At 34.4% G+C, this 20,049-nt stretch carries 23 protein-coding genes and 1 pseudogene; 20 read left to right on the top strand and 4 right to left on the bottom strand.

All coding sequences use genetic code 11. The features are described 5' to 3' along the window. The first annotated feature begins 96 nt into the window (after positions 1–96). Positions 97–723: a hypothetical protein gene (locus OOK92_RS04540; protein ID WP_253307187.1), complete on the top strand. Its 627-nt coding sequence runs from the start codon at positions 97–99 to the stop codon at positions 721–723. A gap of 58 nt (positions 724–781) precedes the next feature. Continuing rightward, positions 782–955 carry a hypothetical protein gene (locus OOK92_RS04535; protein ID WP_264735364.1) on the top strand — a complete coding sequence of 58 codons (174 nt, stop codon included), beginning with the start codon at positions 782–784 and terminating at the stop codon, positions 953–955. 334 nt (positions 956–1,289) lie between these two features. On the opposite strand, the gene OOK92_RS04530 is transcribed toward OOK92_RS04535, so the two are convergent. Further along, positions 1,290–1,628: an outer membrane protein assembly factor BamE gene (locus OOK92_RS04530; RefSeq protein WP_264735363.1), complete on the bottom strand. Its 339-nt coding sequence runs from the start codon at positions 1,626–1,628 to the stop codon at positions 1,290–1,292. 130 nt (positions 1,629–1,758) lie between these two features. On the opposite strand from OOK92_RS04530, the gene OOK92_RS04525 reads away from it, so the two are divergent. The 3 genes from OOK92_RS04525 (at position 1,759) to tsaB (ending at position 4,744) form a co-directional block, all read left to right on the top strand. Continuing rightward, a complete protein-coding gene (locus tag OOK92_RS04525; RefSeq protein WP_264735362.1) occupies positions 1,759–2,748 on the top strand; it encodes a ribonucleotide-diphosphate reductase subunit beta in 990 nt (329 codons plus the stop codon). A 263-nt stretch (positions 2,749–3,011) separates the two neighbouring features. Continuing rightward, complete coding sequence (locus OOK92_RS04520; RefSeq protein WP_264736385.1) at positions 3,012–4,142, top strand: dicarboxylate/amino acid:cation symporter; 1,131 nt, start codon at positions 3,012–3,014, stop codon at positions 4,140–4,142. Continuing rightward, complete coding sequence (tsaB, locus tag OOK92_RS04515) at positions 4,142–4,744, top strand: tRNA (adenosine(37)-N6)-threonylcarbamoyltransferase complex dimerization subunit type 1 TsaB (RefSeq protein ID WP_264688015.1); 603 nt, start codon at positions 4,142–4,144, stop codon at positions 4,742–4,744. The genes OOK92_RS04520 and tsaB overlap by 1 nt, the downstream gene beginning before the upstream one ends. Here tsaB and OOK92_RS04510 read toward each other — a convergent pair. Next, positions 4,739–5,362, bottom strand: coding sequence for an AAA family ATPase (locus OOK92_RS04510; RefSeq protein ID WP_264735361.1), 624 nt, complete (start codon positions 5,360–5,362; stop codon positions 4,739–4,741). The two genes, tsaB and OOK92_RS04510, sit on opposite strands and share 6 nt — an antisense overlap. Before the next feature lie 280 nt (positions 5,363–5,642). Between OOK92_RS04510 and OOK92_RS04505 the strand changes: the two genes are divergently transcribed. The 3 genes and pseudogenes from OOK92_RS04505 to OOK92_RS04495 all read left to right on the top strand — a co-directional run bounded on the left by OOK92_RS04505 (position 5,643) and on the right by OOK92_RS04495 (position 8,825). Beyond that, positions 5,643–6,353, top strand: coding sequence for a class II aldolase/adducin family protein (locus OOK92_RS04505; RefSeq protein ID WP_264735360.1), 711 nt, complete (start codon positions 5,643–5,645; stop codon positions 6,351–6,353). A 165-nt stretch (positions 6,354–6,518) separates the two neighbouring features. Beyond that, positions 6,519–7,572 (top strand): annotated as a pseudogene (locus tag OOK92_RS08555) (IS3 family transposase). Between the two features lie 74 nt (positions 7,573–7,646). Next, positions 7,647–8,825: a ribonuclease D gene (locus OOK92_RS04495; protein WP_264731940.1), complete on the top strand. Its 1,179-nt coding sequence runs from the start codon at positions 7,647–7,649 to the stop codon at positions 8,823–8,825. 222 nt (positions 8,826–9,047) lie between these two features. Here OOK92_RS04495 and coaE read toward each other — a convergent pair whose 3' ends face one another. After that, positions 9,048–9,635 carry a dephospho-CoA kinase gene (coaE, locus tag OOK92_RS04490; protein WP_264735359.1) on the bottom strand — a complete coding sequence of 196 codons (588 nt, stop codon included), beginning with the start codon at positions 9,633–9,635 and terminating at the stop codon, positions 9,048–9,050. A 166-nt stretch (positions 9,636–9,801) separates the two neighbouring features. Here coaE and OOK92_RS04485 point away from each other — a divergent pair, with 166 nt between their 5' ends. From OOK92_RS04485 to OOK92_RS04435, 11 genes are all read left to right on the top strand, one after another. Further along, positions 9,802–11,205: an NAD(P)H-dependent flavin oxidoreductase gene (locus tag OOK92_RS04485; protein WP_264735358.1), complete on the top strand. Its 1,404-nt coding sequence runs from the start codon at positions 9,802–9,804 to the stop codon at positions 11,203–11,205. Positions 11,206–11,285: 80 nt separating this feature from the next. Further along, positions 11,286–11,825 carry a hypothetical protein gene (locus OOK92_RS04480; RefSeq protein ID WP_264735357.1) on the top strand — a complete coding sequence of 180 codons (540 nt, stop codon included), beginning with the start codon at positions 11,286–11,288 and terminating at the stop codon, positions 11,823–11,825. A 212-nt stretch (positions 11,826–12,037) separates the two neighbouring features. Then, positions 12,038–13,060, top strand: a complete 1,023-nt coding sequence (locus tag OOK92_RS04475) for an IS110 family RNA-guided transposase (protein ID WP_264735356.1) — start codon at positions 12,038–12,040, stop codon at positions 13,058–13,060. Positions 13,061–13,132: 72 nt separating this feature from the next. After that, positions 13,133–13,390, top strand: a complete 258-nt coding sequence (locus tag OOK92_RS04470; protein WP_264735355.1) for a phage tail assembly protein — start codon at positions 13,133–13,135, stop codon at positions 13,388–13,390. 371 nt (positions 13,391–13,761) lie between these two features. Then, entirely contained in the window at positions 13,762–13,881 is a 120-nt protein-coding gene (locus OOK92_RS04465) for a phage tail assembly protein (RefSeq protein WP_264735354.1), read from the top strand. A gap of 109 nt (positions 13,882–13,990) precedes the next feature. Next, positions 13,991–16,264 carry a phage tail tape measure protein gene (locus OOK92_RS04460; RefSeq protein ID WP_264735353.1) on the top strand — a complete coding sequence of 758 codons (2,274 nt, stop codon included), beginning with the start codon at positions 13,991–13,993 and terminating at the stop codon, positions 16,262–16,264. Further along, the gene (locus tag OOK92_RS04455) at positions 16,264–16,611 is read left to right on the top strand and encodes a phage tail protein (protein ID WP_264736384.1); all 348 of its coding nucleotides are present in this window, start codon (positions 16,264–16,266) and stop codon (positions 16,609–16,611) included. The genes OOK92_RS04460 and OOK92_RS04455 overlap by 1 nt, the downstream gene beginning before the upstream one ends. Next, on the top strand, positions 16,608–16,817 hold the full coding sequence (locus tag OOK92_RS04450; RefSeq protein WP_264735352.1) for a tail protein X: 210 nt from the start codon (positions 16,608–16,610) through the stop codon (positions 16,815–16,817). Before OOK92_RS04455 ends, OOK92_RS04450 begins: the two co-directional genes overlap by 4 nt. Next, entirely contained in the window at positions 16,818–17,768 is a 951-nt protein-coding gene (locus OOK92_RS04445; RefSeq protein ID WP_264735351.1) for a phage tail protein, read from the top strand. It abuts the gene before it with no gap. A gap of 33 nt (positions 17,769–17,801) precedes the next feature. Beyond that, complete coding sequence (locus OOK92_RS04440) at positions 17,802–18,314, top strand: ankyrin repeat domain-containing protein (protein WP_264735350.1); 513 nt, start codon at positions 17,802–17,804, stop codon at positions 18,312–18,314. A 47-nt stretch (positions 18,315–18,361) separates the two neighbouring features. Further along, a complete protein-coding gene (locus OOK92_RS04435) occupies positions 18,362–18,577 on the top strand; it encodes a hypothetical protein (RefSeq protein ID WP_264735349.1) in 216 nt (71 codons plus the stop codon). On the opposite strand, the gene OOK92_RS04430 is transcribed toward OOK92_RS04435, so the two are convergent. Then, positions 18,578–19,099: a phospholipase D family nuclease gene (locus tag OOK92_RS04430; RefSeq protein WP_264736383.1), complete on the bottom strand. Its 522-nt coding sequence runs from the start codon at positions 19,097–19,099 to the stop codon at positions 18,578–18,580. On the opposite strand from OOK92_RS04430, the gene OOK92_RS04425 reads away from it, so the two are divergent. Further along, positions 19,090–20,016 (top strand): patatin-like phospholipase family protein, encoded by a 927-nt coding sequence (locus OOK92_RS04425; protein WP_264735348.1) that lies wholly within the window; start codon positions 19,090–19,092, stop codon positions 20,014–20,016. The genes OOK92_RS04430 and OOK92_RS04425 overlap by 10 nt on opposite strands. Positions 20,017–20,049: the final 33 nt, after the last annotated feature.

Raw genomic sequence — 20,049 nt, 5'->3', positions numbered from 1 at the left:
ACAGCAAAAACTACGTCTTTGAGCTTAAATCAACTAAAATATATTGACTTTACGTGCAATATTAGCTTTAAACCAGTAAAACAAACTGCTTAACATATGCGTTTTTTCTATTCTAATTACATTCTTTTTTTATCTTTATGTTGTTTTCTGCTTTTTTCGTTACCTTCAACAAAAGCCCAAACGAATGATACGTCAGTTGTTCCTATACCACAAAGGAAAAAAGAAACAGTTGAGCACACTGTTGTAGCACAACCGAGGCAAATTATCGAAATGCAAGAAGAAGTCATTATTAACGAGGGTAAAGAATTCATTCCAGTTCCAAAAAGAAAAAAAAGTGTAGGGAAGAAACTAAGAAGGGATGTTAGAGAGGCAAAAAATGAAATAGGAAACGAAAAAAGCGTTGAGAATAAAAAGGATGAATTAGTTGTAACAGAAATTATTAACTCTATAAGAGACAAACTTACAAAATGCTGGAGCATTCCTGAAAGCATAGCTTACAAAGAAAATTTTAATATAAAAATTAACTTATTATTATCCAGTCAAGGCGAGATAATTATGGCCGATGTAGCAGACAGTGATTCCTATCGAAATAATCCACTTTTCAGGTCGATAGCAGATAATGCAATGCGTGCAGTATATAAATGTAGCCCATTGACTGGCTTGCCTACTCAGCACCACCACATTTGGCGTGAAGTAACACTAGACTTTATTCTAAATGGGTAAAATCTTACAATAGACCTCTTATATTACCTTCTGTCATCCAAGTAGTCAGGCTACTTGGATGACAGAAGTAGACACTTCACATTATCATTCCAGCGCTCCTTTCTTGTCATGCCAGTGCGTGACACTGGCATGGCTTTGTTGCATCGCTACTTATGAAAGGCTAACTATAGCTAGGATTATAAGCAACCTATTGAAAATCTTGTTTTTTTGCAATCAATCTGATCAAATTTAAGAATAGTAATTTATTATTTATATTAATAAACTTAATTCTATTGAAAATAGCTAAAGCATTGAAATTCTTGAATTTTAGCCGGATTAGTGAGTGGTAGTGAAATTTCTTTTACTCAAATTTAGGTATTCACTGACCGTTCTTGTTATAAATACCAGAATAATAAGCTACTGATATTCTCCATCTTTTTTATCTTTAATCCATCATAGCTAGCGATGCAACAAAGCCCACTGGCATCCAGAAAAAAAATAGATCCCAGTGTCTGGGCACTGGGATGACGTAATACGGTTCTTGGATGACAAAGAAGGGCGGGAAAAACTCTGTAGTCAGCAGATTTTCAATCAGGAACAGCCAAAGATCTCTCTAAGATGTCAGTTTCTTTTGTATCTGCAACTTTACCGTTCTGATCGAATGAAATTTGCAGAGACTTACTGCTATACTTCCTTTTTCCTAAGAAGTTAGCTTGTTTAATTTTATATGAGACATAGTACCAAACATTGTCATCGAACTTTGATACTAATGTTGGTGATCCTAAAGTGTGAACCACTTTTTCTTTATCGTCACCTGCTTTTATCTTGCTCCACAATTCAACACTAATGCCAGGAGCTCCGTGGTTGTGAATAGTGTGTGTGCAGCTCACTGTAAATAATAAAATAAAAGATATTAATACTCGCATTTCTGTTGATAAATTACTTGAAGCTATAATACACTAATAAATTACCTGCCGTCAAATTTCAAAAAGTTAAATTGACTGATTCTCAATATCACTTAATATAATATTTACTTTAGAAAATAATAGGTGTCTTATGTCATTGTTAGAAGCAGATCCAATATACAAACCTTTTAATCACCCTTGGGCGTATGATGCGTGGCTGCAGCAACAAAGAATCCATTGGATACCTGAGGAAGTTCCGCTTGCTGATGACGTGAAGGATTGGAAAACTAAACTTTCAAACGTAGAGAAAAATCTACTAACTCAGATTTTTAGATTCTTTACTCAAGCGGACATTGAAGTAAATAACTGCTACATGAGGCATTATTCAAATATATTTAAGCCAACAGAAATATGCATGATGCTTGCAAGTTTTTCCAATATGGAAACCATACACATTGCAGCTTATTCTTATCTTTTAGACACAATTGGCATGCCAGAAAGCGAGTATCAAGCATTTTTAAAGTATGATGCTATGAGAAAGAAATATGAATACATGCTGGAATTTGAGGAAAGCAAAAAACACGATAAAAAACATGTAGCTAAAACTCTAGCAGTGTTTGGTGCATTTACCGAGGGGTTGCAGTTATTCGCATCGTTTGCAATTTTGCTCAATTTCCAACGCTTTGGAAAAATGAAAGGCATGGGGCAGATAATCGCCTGGTCAGCCCGTGATGAAACTTTGCACACCAATTCAATTATTATGTTATTTAATACATTTATTAAAGAGAATAATGAAATTTGGGACGAAGAATTTAAAGAGGAATTATACTCTGCATGCCGCACTATCGTTGAACTTGAAGATGAATTTATAAAGCTTGCTTTTGATTTCGGAGATGTTGAAGGACTATCCGCAGAAGAAGTGCGCAATTACATACGCTACGTAGCAAACAGACGGTTAATGCAATTAGGTCTTGAGTCCATATATGATGTCAATGATAATCCTATTCCATGGCTCGATGAAATACTAAATGGCGTTGAACATACGAATTTCTTTGAAAATAGAGTAACAGAGTATAGTCGTGCAGCAACTCAAGGCACATGGGAGGAGGCTTTTACTGAAAACGACACGAATAATAGGTGAGTGCTAATTTCACTCTTCTTTGTTATGCAAGTAGCTGACATTGGAATCAGTTTTTTGATCGAGAATGTTGTATAGTGCATAATCAATTTTCCTGGATCGAAGTAGTCAAGGCACTGGGATCTAATAGATAATATTCGTGCAGTACGCGCGGGAGTAACAAAAGCTGCTTGTCTTTCATAATGTTTCGTAGCAATAGGCAGTTTTGCTTTACTTAACAACTAACTTACCATATATATGTCCATAGGACATTGGTATATAAGAACGTGCTACAACTATTAATCTTACTCACGGTCATCACTTCAGTTGCATTCTTTGGTCATTTAGTTCCAATGGAAGCAAAAACCTTCTTGTACTCAACGAGCCTGAGTATAAAAGAGGTTTTGCTATTTATAATGCCTTTTATTATTTTTGCGTTAATCTTTAGCAGTGTTAACAATCTTAAGCAGTCAGCTATAAAGTTTATATTGTTACTTATTATAATGATCTTCTTATCGAATCTGGCTTCAAGTTTAATAGCTTATTCTGTTGGGCATTTTATCATACAAAACACTTATTCAATACAAGATATAACGTATGAAGAAACAATTGTTCCTTTATGGTCGTTTAGGCTTCCGCTACTCCTTTCTAACTTTCATGCTCTTGCTTGTGGATTTGTGTCCAGCATAGTAGTGTCTATACTGCTACCTAAGAAAAGCAAAGAGCTTTCGAACAAAATGTTAGATTTAACTCTCTTTATTTTGAAGACGTTTTTGACGCCGATTATTCCAATATTTGTACTTGGGCTTGCTTTAAAAATGCAGCATGATCAAGTTTTATCTATAATATTTAAGGATTACTCAATAATTTTCATTATTATAGCATCTGCAACCTACCTTTATGTTTTCCTCTTATATGGAGCAGCAAATTCATTCAAGATCACAAGCTGGATAGCTAGTATAAGCAATATGATACCGGCATTTATTACTGCGATGAGCACAATGTCTAGTAATGCAACTATGCCGCTTACTCTTGAAGGAAGCAAAAAAAATGTAAAGCAACCTGATATAGCATCGTCTGTTATACCAATAACTGCTAGCTTCCATTTAGTAGGTGATTGCTTTTTTGTTATAATATTATCAATGGTAATTACTTCTGGTTATTTATTGTCCACAACGGACTATGTAACTTTTCTTCTCTATTTTTTGTTATTTAAGTTTGCTATCGTTGCAGTGCCGGCAGGAGGAATTATGGTAATGCTACCTATTCTTGAGAAATACCTCAAATTTTCTCCAGAAATGCTTTCGTTAATCACAGCCTTGTATATAGTGTTTGATCCAATAATCACTTCAGCAAATGTTATGGGTAATGGTGCCTTTACTATGATGTTTACAAAACTCTATGATAAGCTTAAGTAATGTCTATTTTAGCGATTGATACTGTAGGTACTGGTAGTTCAATAGCAATAGTTGATTATGATGGTAATTGTTTTGTAGAGCGCAATTCCGCCAGCAACAATCATGTAGAATCATTTTTTCAAATTCTGAATACTTTGTTTGATAAGCACAATTATAATTATGATAAAATAGATCATTTAGCGGTAGTAGTTGGACCAGGAAGTTTCACTGGAATTAGAGTTGGTATATCAGCAGCACAAGGTATAAATCTTGCTACAAATAAGCCATTATACGGAGTTAATGCGCTGGAAGTTCAAGCTTACACAATATCTTTGCTTTGTACGAATAGCAAAAAAAATATCAGAGCTATAATCAAAAATGCTCAAGGGTTTTATACGCAGTTATTTGATTTCAATTTATTGCCGCTATCTGGTCCAACTGCAGCACGTGAACCTGGATCCAAGTGTCACGCTACAAGCAGTGACTGCATTACACATATGGATTGCAATTTAAATGCTAGCCATGCAGGACTATTGGTTCATTATAGACTGAAGAACAAGCAAAAATTAAATGAAGTTGAGGCTCTATATTTAAATGAGCCTCAGTATATGAAATCATTATAGACTATTCTTTCGCGTACATACAATGTGGCTAAGCCTGTGCATCTGGTTTACTATCTCTTGAGCTACTTCTTTTATACTCATATCTGAATTTTCTATCTTTATGGCACTCGGTGGTATAAATAAATTGTTAATCCTAAATTGATCTATCATGCTATTTACATTAGTCACCTTCCTATTTTTTCTTTGCCTTTTTAATGCAATACGCTTTTGTAATGTCGGTAGATCACACCTAAGTACCACAGGAAGGATTTCTGTGTTCATTTTTTTACTAAGCCTTACTATTGAATCATACATCCTCATGTTCTGGTCATTATTTTCCATCAACTCATCAATAAATATGTAATTTTTTGAGTGAATCGGATAATTTTCTATTACCTGAAGCACAATTTGCATAATGTCATATATTCTATCTTGAACTTCTTGAGGTATTTGATCACGTTCAAAGACACCATTGTATATAGAGCAAACTTGAACATTGTTATAGAACTTACTATTTACAATTAATGCGTCTATCATATTGGACAATTCTATTGCTGTGGAAAGTTTACCACTTCCTGAAAGACCAGAGAGATATATGAAAAATCCTGCTGGCTGTTTTTTTGTGTTAATACTTACCATATTATTTTCAATCTTGAAACTTACATTTATAATAACATAAAAACAAAGCTTTAAAACATATGAAATATTACATAGAAAATTATTTTTATAGTTAAGATATTATGTAATTTAGAAACATAAATTCTGTATATAAACTCTATAATAACGATAACTATTTTTAAGCAAGCTACAACACAAAAGTGTTTGGTATTCAGAAAGCAAGACAGAGTGGCATAGACTTATTAGTTTACTACAAGCCTTTTTTCGTGTATAAATCTTCAGAAGATTCTAACAGAGGATTGTGTTGTTAACAAAGAGCAGAGTAAAAAGGGATCTAGTCTATGCCTATCAGATTTTGTCTTACCTTAAACTGGATGATCATACATATACTCACCTCTCGGTATGTTCTGAAGATCAAAAGTCGTTTTATATTTACCCATTTGGTATACGCTTTGACGAAGTGAATGAAAATTCATTGATGAGAGTATCACTAGATGGAAATGTGATTGAGGGTACAGAATATCAATATAATAAAACTGGCTGTATAATTCATGGTTTTGTTTATCAAGCAAGGAAAGACATTCAAGCAATTTTTCACCTGCATACACCTTCTATTGTAGCAGTTTCTTCTCTAAAAGATGGACTACTTCCAATAAGTCAATGGGCACTGCACTTTTACAATAAAATCTCTTACCATAATTATAATTCCCTAGCACTTAGCAATACAGAAGGAAAGAGGTTAATAGCTGATCTGAAAGAAAATTTTGTCATGTTAATGCGCAATCATGGATCTATAACGTGTGGTCGGACTATACAAGAAGCAATGTTTTACACGTATCATTTAGAACGAGCGTGCAAAACTCAATGTTTAACGTTAGCAATGAATAGGGAGTTATCAATTCCAAGTGAAGAAATTTGCTCAAAAGCTGTAAAGGATCTCCTATCTTTTGAAAGCAATCTTGGTGAGAGGGATTGGCACGCATGGGTTAGACTAATTAAAAGTAAGTTGTAAGAGGCTTTCGCACTACTATCTGTCATCCAAGTAGGGAGTCATACGCGTCAAGTTAAGAGGTTATGAGCAAATTTAGAGAGGTTAAAGTGGATACTCTGACCTTACCCAGAAAAAGTAGAGAGAAAGTTAAGACGTTTTTGGAGTAAAATAAAACGTTTTTTCAAAATATGGCAAATAGAAGCAGCAGGATTCAAATTAGAAGCTGTTAAGCTGGTTAAAGAAACAGAAGTAAAAAAATAGCAAAAGATCTAGGCATAGATGGCAGTATGTTAAGTAAATGGGTAAGAAAATATGATGGAAAAATGTCAGAAACATACGCATTTCCAGACAAAGGCTCCTTATGACAAAGAAAGATTTGATCTAAAAAAAGAACTAGCAAGAGTAACAAGAGAAAGAGACATTAAAAAAAAAGCCCTGACCAAACAAAAAGAGTAAAGTATTCTTTTATATAGAAATTGCTATAAAATACAGGAACTATGTAGGGTTTTAGACATATCTGCTGGTGGTTATTATAAATGGGTTGCTAAGGGAAAAAGCAGTAAGGAATTAGCAAGAGATGGGCTTCTAGCAGATATTCAAAAAAAGCATCCAAATGCAGATCCCTAAAATTCACGCTGAATTAAAAGCTTTAGGCAAAAATTAAAACAGTACAAAGTGTTATGCAGAAAAATGGTATTCGGGCTATATTGAGAAGAAAATTTAAAACTAAGAAGCAACAAACGGACAATAGAGTCGTAGCTCTCAATATATTAGACCAAAACTTTATTGTCGATCAACCAAATAAAATATGGGATTACTTATATAAAAACCAAAGAAGGATGGCTATATTTGGCAGGATCTATATTCACGCATGGTAGTTAATGAGCAGTTCAATAAATAAACAATTGGTTATTGACTCTTTATTGATGGCCGTTAATAAGCGCAAACCCGATAAAAATCTGCTGTTACATAGCGATCAAGGGTCACAATATACTTCGCAAGGTTATCAATATCTCTTATCCATAAAAAACATAGATGAGTCATAAAGGTTGTTGTTACGACAATTCTGTTGTGGAAAAGTTCTCTAAAAAGGGAGTTACCAATAGACACCTCTCTGCACTCTAAACGGTATATCGAAACTGCTATATTTGAATATATAGAAATTTTTTATAACAAACAACGTAGGCATTCTACTATTAATTATTGCATTCCTGCACAATTTGATGCATCATTCTCATGACAAAAACGTCTTAACTTTCTCTCTACTTTTTCTGGGTAAGGTCAGATAAAGTAGAACCACCAAGTGAAAAATATATGCTAATTAGTACAACATCAGAGCTGGAAGATACGTGTGAAGAATTAATAGCAAAAAAGCCGAAATTTATAGCAGTTGACACGGAGTTCATTAGAAATAATTTAACCTACTACCCAAAATTATCGTTAATTCAAATTTCTTACGGAGAGAAGAGTTTTATTGTAGACGCATTAGTGCCAGAAATTGATTTATCATTCATTAAGAAAATAATGCTAAATCAGGGGATAACCAAAGTGTTTCATAGCTGCCGGCAGGATATAGAATCCTTACTCACTGTGTTTAAATGTATTCCCACTCCCATTTTTGATACCCAAGTTGCCGCTATGTTTTGTCATTATTATCATGACTTTATTGGTTACTCAAAAGTAGTAGAGCAATATCAAGGAGTAGTGCTGGATAAAATTAAAGCTAAAAATTCAGATTGGTTAAGGCGTCCGTTGTCCGAGGATCAGTTAGACTATGCAATAAACGACGTGGTACACCTATATGACTTATACCAAATATTGTGCAATAAACTTGAAGAAAATAATAGGATGTGTTGGTTTCAAGAAGAGATGGAATCAATAGTTAATATAAATAAGTATTTACATAGTCCAAAAGATGCATGGAAGAGAATTAAATTTAATTATGAAGCAAATCCAAGATTGGTATTAACTGTTAAAGCAGTTAGTGAATGGCAAGAGACCTTAGCACAGCGCTATAATATGAATCGTAATAAAGTAATTAATAATGCTGTAATAGCTGGTTTTATTGAAAAAAATGTAGAGCATGTTGATGAGATTTTAGATGATCTCAAGAGGAATGCAAAAAATATAAAAGATGCAGATTTACTAGAGTTTGTGAATATTTTTAATGAAAATGAAAAAAATTGGATGCAGCAAAACAACATCTTACCGAATAATTATGACAAATCTGTATTCGATATACTCTCAATTATTTTAGATAGTAAATGTAAAGAAAGTAACATATCAAGGAAATTAGTTTCTTCAAAAGATGAGTTAACCGGGTCAATATCTGGGCAGATAGATAAACTATTCAAGGGGTGGAGATACGATTTTTTTGGCAGGTCAGTTGAATCATTTTTGAACACAAGCTCAAAATTTGAGATTTCAGCAGTGAAATCCGCAAATAATACAACTAAAATTCGGAGTAATTTGGTGGAGAATAACTGTTGCTAAAGTAACTTAGATTTATCGACAATCGTCATTCCGCTACGTGTTAGTGGCTAAGAGATACCGCGGCGGTATGGCGGTTCGCGGCAGTATGAAGATAACTTCGTCATCCCGCTGCTTGTTAGCGGGATCTAGAGATACCGCGGCGGTATGGCGGTTCGCGGCAGTATGAAGATAACCTCGTCATCCCGCTGCTTGTTAGCGGCCAAGTGACGGTATGACGTAGAGCTACGTGTTTAGGTTTAATGAATCCACTATATCTTTTACTTGAGAAGAAACATACTCTTTGCTTACACTGGTGTCGATAATAAAGTCACTCATCTTCCTTTTCTCCTCAATAGATAACTGAACATTGAAGATTAAATTTAGCTTTTCTTTATCTATGTTGCGTTCGTTAAGTCTTTGAGCTTGCACAACGCTATCTGCATAGATAAAAATAATAAGGTCACAGTATGAATGAAATTTTGTTTCTAATAGAAGTGGCACATCTAAAACTAAAAGCTTTCTATCGATCTTTTTTTCCTTGGCAATAAAAAATTCTAATTCACGCAGCACAGCAGAGTGAACCAAAGATTGAAATTGTTTCCAATTTTCATCGTAGGCTAAGAAATATTTAGACAGTACTGTTCTACCTATTTCACCATTTACTACCACTCCAGGAAAATTTTTTTCTGCATAACTTATTATGCTTTTATCCACTTTATAAAGTTGGTGTACAACAGAATCAGCATCAAACACAGCAGCACCAAACTCTTGAAAGCAATTAGCTACAAAGCTCTTTCCTACCCCAATTCCGCCTGTTAGACCTATGATCATATAGCAAAATACATTAGACTTCTTTCGAAACTATATTACAGTAGCTGCTGTGTCTACTCAAAACCCAAATTTGGCTATGCAGAGGCTCTGATGATAAAAGAAAAAATAAACAGCTATTATTTTTTTAGTAATTAAGTAAAATAGAGTGAAAGATTGCGAGGAAGTTTTGAAAAATAAGATAAAAAAGATAGTAATTTCAGGAAAGGAAGTGTGGCCAATCATTGAGGGCGGCAAAGGCATCGCAATCAGTGATGGAAGGTCAAGTGGAGCATTTGCTGCAGCAGATGCTGTGGGTACGTTTTCTGGTGCAAATGCTAAGCTTATTGATGATAATGGTGAGTTAGTGCCGCTGATTTACAAAGGCAAAACAAGAAATGAAAAACACAGTGAATTGATTGAGTATAGTATTAAAGCTGGGATCAGTCAGGCAAAAATAGCGAATGAAATATCAAAAGGTCATGGAAGAATACATATGAATGTGCTTTGGGAGATGGGAGCAGCAGAACACGTGCTTCATGGCATATTAGAAAAAGCAAAAGGCTTAGTTCATGGTATTACCTGCGGTGCTGGTATGCCTTATAGGCTTGGAGAGATTGCAGCTAAATATCAGGTTTATTATTACCCTATTGTCTCATCGGTGCGTGCTTTTAAAGCATTATGGAAGCGTACTTACCAAAGAATATCTTCCTATTTGCTTGGTGGAGTAGTGTATGAAGATCCATGGCTTGCTGGAGGGCACAATGGACTCAGTAACAGTGAAGACCCAGAGCTACCACAGGCTCCATTTGAAAGAGTTGCAGAGCTTAGATCTTTCATGAACGAGATCGGTCTTTCAGAAACACCAATTGTTATGGCAGGAGGAGTGTGGCATTTGAAAGATTGGGAACATTGGTTTGACAATCTGCAAATTGGACCAATAGCTTTTCAGTTTGGCACTCGTCCACTTTTGACGAAAGAAAGCCCAATTTCTGCAGAGTGGAAAAAGAAGCTACTCACTTTAGAAGAAGGTGATGTATTTTTAAATAAATTCAGTCCAACAGGGTTTTACTCATCTGCAGTAAAAAATAACTTCATACGTGAGTTGCAGAAACGGAATTCACGTCAAATAAAGTTTTCAGAAAATGCCAGCGAAGAATTTAGTAGTGAATTTGCAATGGGTAGCAGAGGTAGGAAGATCTACCTTACTTCAAAAGACAAAGAGCTGGCAAATACATGGACTAAAGCAGGGTATACAGAAGCAATGAAAACTCCAGATACAACTGTTATTTTTGTGACGCCAGGCAAATTTGCAGAGATAAGACAAGATCAAATCAATTGTATGGGATGCTTAAGTCATTGTTTGTTTAGCAATTGGAAGGATCACGGCGACCATTCAACAGGACGAAAGCCAGATCCACGGAGTTTTTGTATACAAAAAACACTGCAAAACATTATACATGACGGCGATATTGAAAATGAACTCATGTTTTCCGGGCACAATGTGTACAAATTTAAGCAAGATCCGTTTTATGAGAATGGCTACGTACCGACAGTAAAAGAGCTGGTGGAAAGGATATTAACTGGGTATTAAGTTATGGTTGATTTGACAAGAAGACGTTACTTTGTTATAATAAGTATTTATTAATTTAGTCTTAACTTAAGAGGGTATTTATGGTAGCAAGTGATAGTGTTTTAAAAAGGTATGCGTTAGCCTATATAAAAAAATCTGGTAGTAACAGTAATGTTAAAGAGTTTTTACAATTTTGTAATACGCAAAACACCACAAATTGGAGTGAGGAGAATTTTAAAAATGCGTATGAAAAATTTACACATCCAAATTCAAGCAATAGGCACGATACAGGAAGCAGAAATAATCAATATAACGCAGGGAATAACAGGCAACCTACAGGCCCTCAGGTTACACACGTACATGTACACAATAATAGAGGTTTAGATTTTTGGGATTATTTACTACTTCGCAGCCTGTTTGGTGGTCATACTACAGTTATAAATAACCCTGGTTTCAGTAGTGGTAGCCATCAAAGCAGAGAAGATAAGAAAAAAGACTCGGAAGACAGTAGAAAGCTATTAGCTTTAGGTATGGTAGCTGCAGTTGTGTGTGTTGCTTTCCATGCTGGTATGTGTTTTTGGTATAACAGCAGCAGAAAAGCGGCTAGAAAAGAAGAAAAAATAGATTATCTTGTATCTTGAAAAAAGCATCTGGTGTTTTAAGCTTAAGCATTAGGTGGAGAAGGGAATAACTTTGAAGATTATCTTAGATATAAAATCTGTTAGCAAGACAAGAGTTCCCTTCTCAAAAGTACAGGCTGGACGGTATCATAGAAAGACCTAAATGGTTCTAATTCTGTATTCACAAGGTAAGCCTTACTTTTCATTTTTAATAGTAGTATATGGAGTTACATATGATCAACAACTTTTTAGGTATAGATGTTTCAAAAGAACACTTTGATGTTTCTCTCTCATTTATAAGTAAAAAAGGAAAACGTGAAACTAGAAAACGGAAGTTTAAAAACGATGATACAGGGTTTCAAGGTTTGCTGAACTTTCTACAAAAACATAATGTAGAAGAAGTAAAAGCTTGCATGGAATTCACGGGTTGTTATAGCGAGGCTTTAGCTGAATTTCTATACAATGCTGGACATTTTGTTAGTGTTGTAAACCCAGCTTGCATAAGATTTTATGCAAAAAGTAAGCTTACACGACAAAAAAATGATCAGATTGATGCAGAGATTATTGCAGATTATTGTCAAAAACAGGAACCTTCCCGTTGGATGCCACCATCTCCTAAAAAGAAAAAATTAAAACATCTTTATCGTTGCTCAGATGCGTTAAAAAATGAGTTAACATTAGTAAATAATCATTTAGAAAAAAAAGAGAGACTATCTGAAGAAGTTGTAAATGCTTGGGAAAGCCTTGCAATGCACATAGAACAATCAATAGAAACAATAAAAAACTCCATACGTGAACTATTAAAACAACACAAAGATTTGTTGGAGGACTTTCAACTCCTATTAACTATTCCAGGAATAGGAGAAGAATCAGCAATAGCTATTTTAGCTGAAATTCCTGATATAAAAGCCTTTATAAATGCCAGGCAATTGGCAGCATACGCTGGAACTATACCACGAAATATAACATCAGGCTCATCTGTACATGCCAAGCCCAGATTAAGTAAAACCGGTTTACAAACATTACGTAAGGCAATGTATTTTCCTGCTATAGTAGCTAAGAATCACAATCCTATTGTTATGACTTTTTGCGAAAAATTAAAAGAAAAAGGCAAGCATGCTATGTCTATAGTTGGTGCTGCAATGCGTAAGTTACTTCATATAGTCTTTGGTGTTTTAAGTTCAAGAAAGGCTTTTGACCCAGATCATATCAAGAACTACAGAGCTAGAAGGTTGAATAAAGGTTTAGTACTTTAAAATTAAAAAATGCTTCCAATCTATATTAATTACAAAAGACTTTAGAATTTTATTTTTTAGGAGTGTAAACTTATGCAAACAATAATACTCAATAATCCAATAACAGTTGATGGGGTTTCTGTTGCAGAGCTAACTATTAGGCGTCCAAAAGTTAGGGATTATTTGGCAATTGAACGCTTAAATGGTAGTGACTTGAGTAAGGAAATCACCCTAACTGCAAATTTAACATCGGTTACGAAGGAAACTGTAGAAGAGTTGGATATTGCAGACTATGCTAAAGTACAAGAAGTGCTAAAGGATTTTTTTTCACCGATTATACAAAAAACTTGAGATCGAAAGTACTTGCACTCAGCTCTGTCACGGGTGGTGGAATTGAGCAAATACTCAATATGGAGATGGATGAGTTTATTCTATGGTGTAAAGCAACAAAGGAAGTTAAATGTTAATCTTGAATTTTCTTGCTGATTAACAAAATGGTATCTGAAGTTTAAAATCAAAAAATGCTCTTATCGCATCTTATGTGGAATAGTACCTTACACAAATTTATTAAATGTTGTTGGTTAGTGTATAACGCTATACAGGATGTGGGTTGGAAGTATTTTTTGATTACGGTACAGTTTGAATAATTTTTTTATTGACTCACAAGACGGTATCTAGCTATTGAGAGACTTAATGGTAGTGATCTAAGTAAGGAAGTAACTTTGACTGCCAATTTGACATCAGTTGCAAAAGAAGCGATTGAAGAGTTAGATATTGCTGATTATGTGAAAGTTCAAGAGGTATTAAAGGATTTTTTTTCACCGATTATCCAAAAAACTTGAGATTAGAAATACTAGTGCTTGGCTCTATCATAGGTGGTGGAGTTGAGCACATTCTTGATATGGAGATTAGTGAGTTTATTTTATGGAGCAAATTAGCTAGGAAGTTCAAATGTCAGTATTATCGATAAAAATAGGTGCGGTACTTGATGGCAGTTTTAATACTGTAATAAAGGGAAGTAGTAGTCAACTCTCTAATCTTGGTGAGAATATAAGAAAGCTTGATTCATCTTTAAAGTCAGTATCAAAGTTTAAACAGTTAGGTCATGATGTTTTGACCAGCAGGAGGTCGTGGAAGGGCTTTGAAGATCAAGTAAAATCTTTAGCTAAACAAATGAAAGCGGTGGAGAAACCAAGCAAAACTTTAAAAGCAGAGTTTGACAAGGCCAAAACCTCCGCAACAAAAGCAAAAGAAGCATACTTAAAAAAGAGAGATGCTTTACATTCATTTAATGAAGAAGTAAGAAAAAGTGGAAGAAATATTAAGTCATTAGTAAGTGATCAATATAAACTTGGTTCTTCTATTGAAGTGCTAAAAGGTAAGTATGGTAAGCTTGGGTCTGCAATACGTAGTCACCAAAGTTTTTTAGCAAGTAAAGCACATTTTAAGTCACAAATTATAGAGACTATTGGGCTAGGTCTTTCGCTTGCAGCTCCAGTTAAAGTTGCAATTGATTTTGAATCGGCTATGGCTGATGTAAAAAAAGTTGTCAATTTCAATAATGAAGCAAAGGAAGCTGATAAATTTGCCAAGAAGTTAAAAGAGATGTCACGTACTATACCATTATCGGCCGCAGAATTAGCACAAATAGCTGCAAGCGGTGGACAGCTTGGTATCAAGAAAGAAGATCTTTTTAAGTTTACAGAAACAGTGGCAAAAATGTCTACAGCATTTGATATGTCTGCAGAGCAAGCAGGTGATTCCATAGCTAAACTTTCAAATGTTTATGGAATTGATGTTAGTGAAATGGAGCATGTTGGCAATGTAATCAACCACTTATCAGATAACACTGCTGCTAAAGCAAAAGATATGGTTCAAGCGTTAGCTATAGTTGGTGGTACTGCAAAGCAGTTTGGATTAAAGTTTGAACAAACAAGCAGTTTAGTAAATGCTTTCATTAGTTTAGGCAAACAACCAGCAAAAGCAGGAACTGCCATAAATGCTTTACTTTCTAAGCTGCAAACTGCTGAAGATCAAGGAAAAGAGTTTAAGGCAGCACTAGAAGAAATGGGTATAACCACAGAAGAAATGGTACAAAGGATCAGTGAAAATGGGGAAGAAGCACTACTTCACTTTTTCCAAACTCTAAAGAAAATGGATAACCAGGAACGCTCTACAACCCTGATGAAACTTTTCGGTCAAGAATATCAAGATGACATTGCATTATTAGCTGGAAGTTTCAGTAAGTACAAGGATGCAATAAAGTTACTGGCTGAAACAGAAGAGTATAAAAGATCTCTGCAGAAAGAATTCAAAAATCGTGCAGACACCACAGCTAATAAATTACAATTACTTAAAAATGCAATAGTTGAAGCTGGCATGAATCTAGGGTCAGTAATGTTACCTACCTTGAATTATGTAGCTGGAAGTTTAAAAACAATAACAGAGCATATAGCTTCTTTTGCAGAAAAATATCCAACTTTAACCACGGCGATCATGGGTACTGTAGCAGCCTTGATAAGTTTAAAAATTGTAGCAGTAGGACTAGGATACGGATTTACATTGCTAGGAAGTACGATTTTTAGTCTGAAAGCAAACCTACTTGGAGTATTTTCATTTTTATCAGCTACAGTTTTTCCTGCAGTAGTAACAGGACTAAGAGCAATAACACTCGCTATAATGAGTAACCCTATAGGACTTTTAGTTGCTGGACTTGTTACTGGTGCAGCTCTTGTTATAGCTAACTGGCAAAAGGTGAAAGACTTTTTCTCTAGCTTATGGAAATCGATAATAAAACCCATAGAAGAAGCTTTTTCATGGATAGGCGAAAGTATATTTGGAAAAGTATTGGGAAATAGCCCACTGAAAGAGTTTGAAAAAAGAAAAACTGAAGTAAAAGCAGTGCACACTCCCCTAAAAAGTAATATTCTCAACAGTGGAAATCCTGTGCTAGGTAACAGTATAATTAAAGAATTTTCAAAGAGAAATAAAAATAGCTTCAGAGTCAAAAGCCTTATTGAGGAGACAGAGAGCGATAAGATATTTGCAAGGAGTAAGTTTGAAAATAAAGAACAAAATAAAACTCAGAACATCACTAATAATTACACTATCAGCATTAAAGCAGAACCTAACCAAGATGTTCGTAGTCTTGCAGATGAAGTAATAAAAAGGATAAGAGAAAAGTCACGTGATGTTTTATTTGATACGGTAGAGACATTTTATTGATGCTATCTCTTGGTCCGTATAAGTTTGCTTCCACAAGTTTAAAGTATAGCAGAGAAAATCGTTGGAGCACGATTGAGTGTATTGAAAATATGCCACTATTACAAAATATCGGTCAAGGTGTAGAAAATATAGATTTAGAAGGAATGATTTATCTGCATAATCTCAACGTGCTAAATCAATTAAAGAGTGTGAAAGAAACTGAAAAACCACATATTTTAGTAGATAGTTTAGGTAATATTTTAGGACAATTCGTAATTACTAGGTTAGAAGAAAAGCAGATGTATTTTTTACCTAATGGACTACCAAGAAAAGTTGAATTTAGTTTGAGTTTAAAAAGCTATAGATGACTATATACTATGTGAGTAAAGAAAATGAGATGTTAGATCTGATTTGCTGGAAACATTACGGATTTACGGATGGAGTAGTGGAATTAGTACTAGCAGAGAACTTAGGTTTGGCAGAATACGGAAGCTTTTTGCCTGCAGGATTAAAGATAAAGCTTCCTACTATTCAGAAACCAGTACAAAAGTCAAAATTAAAGGTCTGGGAATAAATGCAGCCAGATTTTATAATAGATAAATGTGAATCAATTAAAGATAGAGTCATATCATTGCGCCTTACAGATGAATCTGGAACAATAGACGATGTAGTTGAAGTGTGTGTTGATTACAGGGATGAAAACATAGATATTCCGAATGAATTAAGTATCGTTTTAGGTTACAAAGAAACTGGAGTAGTACCTATGGGTGTATATACGGTTAATGAAATTACGGTGCAGAGTCCACCTAAAACCTTACTAATAAAGGCTCATGCAACAAATTTAAGACTATCATTAAAGGAAAAAGTATCTAAAGAATGGAATCAAATTACTCTAGGTAACTTGGTTAAGGAAATAGCAGAAAAACACGGATATGGGTGCAGAGTTGCAGAAGAATTTGAAAATGTGTTGATTCCACATATTAACCAAACAGAAGAAAGTGATATAAGTTTACTAACAAAAATAGCAATAGAACGCGAGGCAATGGCAAAGTTAGCTGGCGGATACATACTCTTTATTCCAAAAGGCAAAGCAAAATCAGCAACTGGAAAAGTTCTAGGAACAACAACGCTTACACCTCAAGACACGATAAATTGGAAGGTTCACTTTACCGTGAGTAGGTACAACTCAGTAATTGCAAAATGGCATAGCTATGAAAAAGGTGAAACTATATCAGAAATAGCTGGTTCTGGTAGTCCAAGTTATACTATACAAACGCTTTACTCGAATGTAGAGTTAGCATTAAGTGCAGCAAATGGTAAATTAAAACAACTCAAGCGAAATAATGCAGTGTTGAATATCAATATGCCTGGTAATCCAGAACTATTTGCAGAGGCGAAACTTAATTTGTTAGGGTTTCATCAAGATATAGACGGTGAATGGATAATTGACAGAGCAGAACACATGTTAGATGGTTCAGGTTATCGCACTATGTTATCAGCATCAACGTTAAGAAAAAATCAGTAACCCAAATGTTTAATGTTGAAAAAAGTATTGAATATGAATAGAGACTCAAGAAATAAGCTACACTTTTGGTGGTGTATAACAATGATAATATGTGTTGTTATTACCTATTGCTATATGAGAGCAAAAGCTACAGATAATTATAAAACAATATTACGAACTGCTTCTAAGAACTGCAGCCTAGAAGTAGTAAAATTTTCGGCAAATAATTTATTAGATATTAATACACAGATTCCCGAATTAACAGCATTACATTATGCATCCGGTGCAGGATGTTTGGAGGTTGTTAAATTTCTAATAGAGAAAGGAGCTGATATAAACACAGCAAAATATGAAAAATGGACAGCTTTACATTCTGCTGCATACAGAGGAAATTTAGAAATAATTAGGTTTTTATTAGAAAAAGATGCAAATCCCAAAATTAGAGATAAAGACGGAAAAAATCCTAGAGATGTAGCTGTAATAGAATCACGGCACAATAAAGATAAACCTTACAGAGAAATTATTAAGCTACTTGCAAATGCAGAGGAACAGCATAAATCAAAATAGTAGTTACTAAATTAGCTATCCATAATAAATTCATATTTTAAATCATTATGAAAAATCAAAAAATCCCAATCGCAGTAATTATAACGATGTTAATACAGACGGTAGCGGCGATTTGGTGGCTTGCCAAACTGGATTTACGAGTGCATATACATGAAAAACTCATAGAACAAAATAATGGATTAACTGTTACGGTATATCGTCTGGAAGAGCGGGTAAAAAACCTCTCTGAAGAGTTGGATGAGCTTAAAGCTGATTTAAAGTAATTATTCTTCTACTTTTGGCGTGTAAGCATCAGATTGAGATTGACGATCCTTCCAATTTTCAACGTATTGCTCAACTAGTGTAGGATCTCCCGTTATAATTAGTAGATTCTCAGCGTTTCCTTTCTGCGCAGCGTCAGAAAAATTGAAAGATCCAGTTATGATTTTTTGATTATCAATGATCATAATTTTGCTATGTGAAATTGCAGGTTTATAGTCTATATATATTGGTATTCTTTGATGAAACAGCTCATTGATAACGCTATACTTTGAGCTCACTTGCGATTCGTCGAGAATAACCTTAATATCAACACCACGTTTTTTTGCTCTAATTAAAGATTGTGCAATAGGCTTTGAGGTAAATTGGTATGCCTGAACCAACACGGATTTTTTAGCATGATCCATAGAATCAATTATTAGATTGGTACAATTTTCTCTAGGAGTGAAACATATAGTAGTACTTGGACAAGAAACACACCCTGATAAAAGTGAGCAAGTTAATAGAACTAATAAATATGAAAAAATACATCCTTTCAGTTGACGGCGGAGGCATAAGGGGCATAATACCAGTTATCATTCTAGCAGAAATAGAAAAAAGAACAAGAAAGAGAGTAGCTGAAATCTTTGATCTAATGGCTGGTACTTCAACCGGTGGGATTGTTGTGGCAGGATTATGTAAAAAAGATAAACCTCAATGTTCAGCCAATGATTTAGTCGAGCTTTACCAAAAATACGGGTCATATATTTTCAAGTCTTCATTCTTCAGGCGATCAATATTATCTTGGTTTAACTGTACACAATACCCACATAAAAATATTGAGTATGTACTTCATAAATATTTTGGCGATGATGTCTTTAAAAACACTTTAAGTAATGTGTTGATTACGAGTTACGATATTCACAATAACTGCCCATTTTTCTTCAAAAGCTGGAAAGAGGATAGGAATTTTATTAAATTAAGGGATGTATTAAGAGCAGCAACTGCAGCACCTACTTACTTTACACCTAAATATCTTAAAATCAACCACAAGGAAATGGTATTAGTGGATGGAGGGGTGTTTGCCAATAATCCAGCGGCTTGTGCATATGCAAGTGGTAAGAGGTTATTTCCAAATGATGATATTGTACTGTTATCGATAGGTACTGGAAGAACAGATAGAAGCATAGAGTATGCCAATTCAAAGAGATTTGGAAAAATAGGCTGGATAAAACCACTAATACATGTGATGTTTGCTTCAAGTTTAGATGCAGTAAACTATCAACTTAATCAAGTTATAGCTGATAAATATATACGTATACAATCGCAATTAAAAATAGCATCAGCTGAGATGGATAATATTACATCAAAAAATATCAAATCTCTTCAGGAGGAGGCAAATGCAATGATAGAGGAAAATCAGAAAGTGATAGAGAAATTCTGTATAGAAGTATTAAATATATAACTATTTTTACTTATATCTTAATATGTTATTTAA

It is taken from the genome of Wolbachia endosymbiont (group A) of Rhinocyllus conicus (assembly GCF_947250775.1).
GTDB lineage: Bacteria > Pseudomonadota > Alphaproteobacteria > Rickettsiales > Anaplasmataceae > Wolbachia.
Note: the sequence above shows the minus strand (reverse complement) of the source record. Positions and strands in the feature narration are given on the sequence as shown.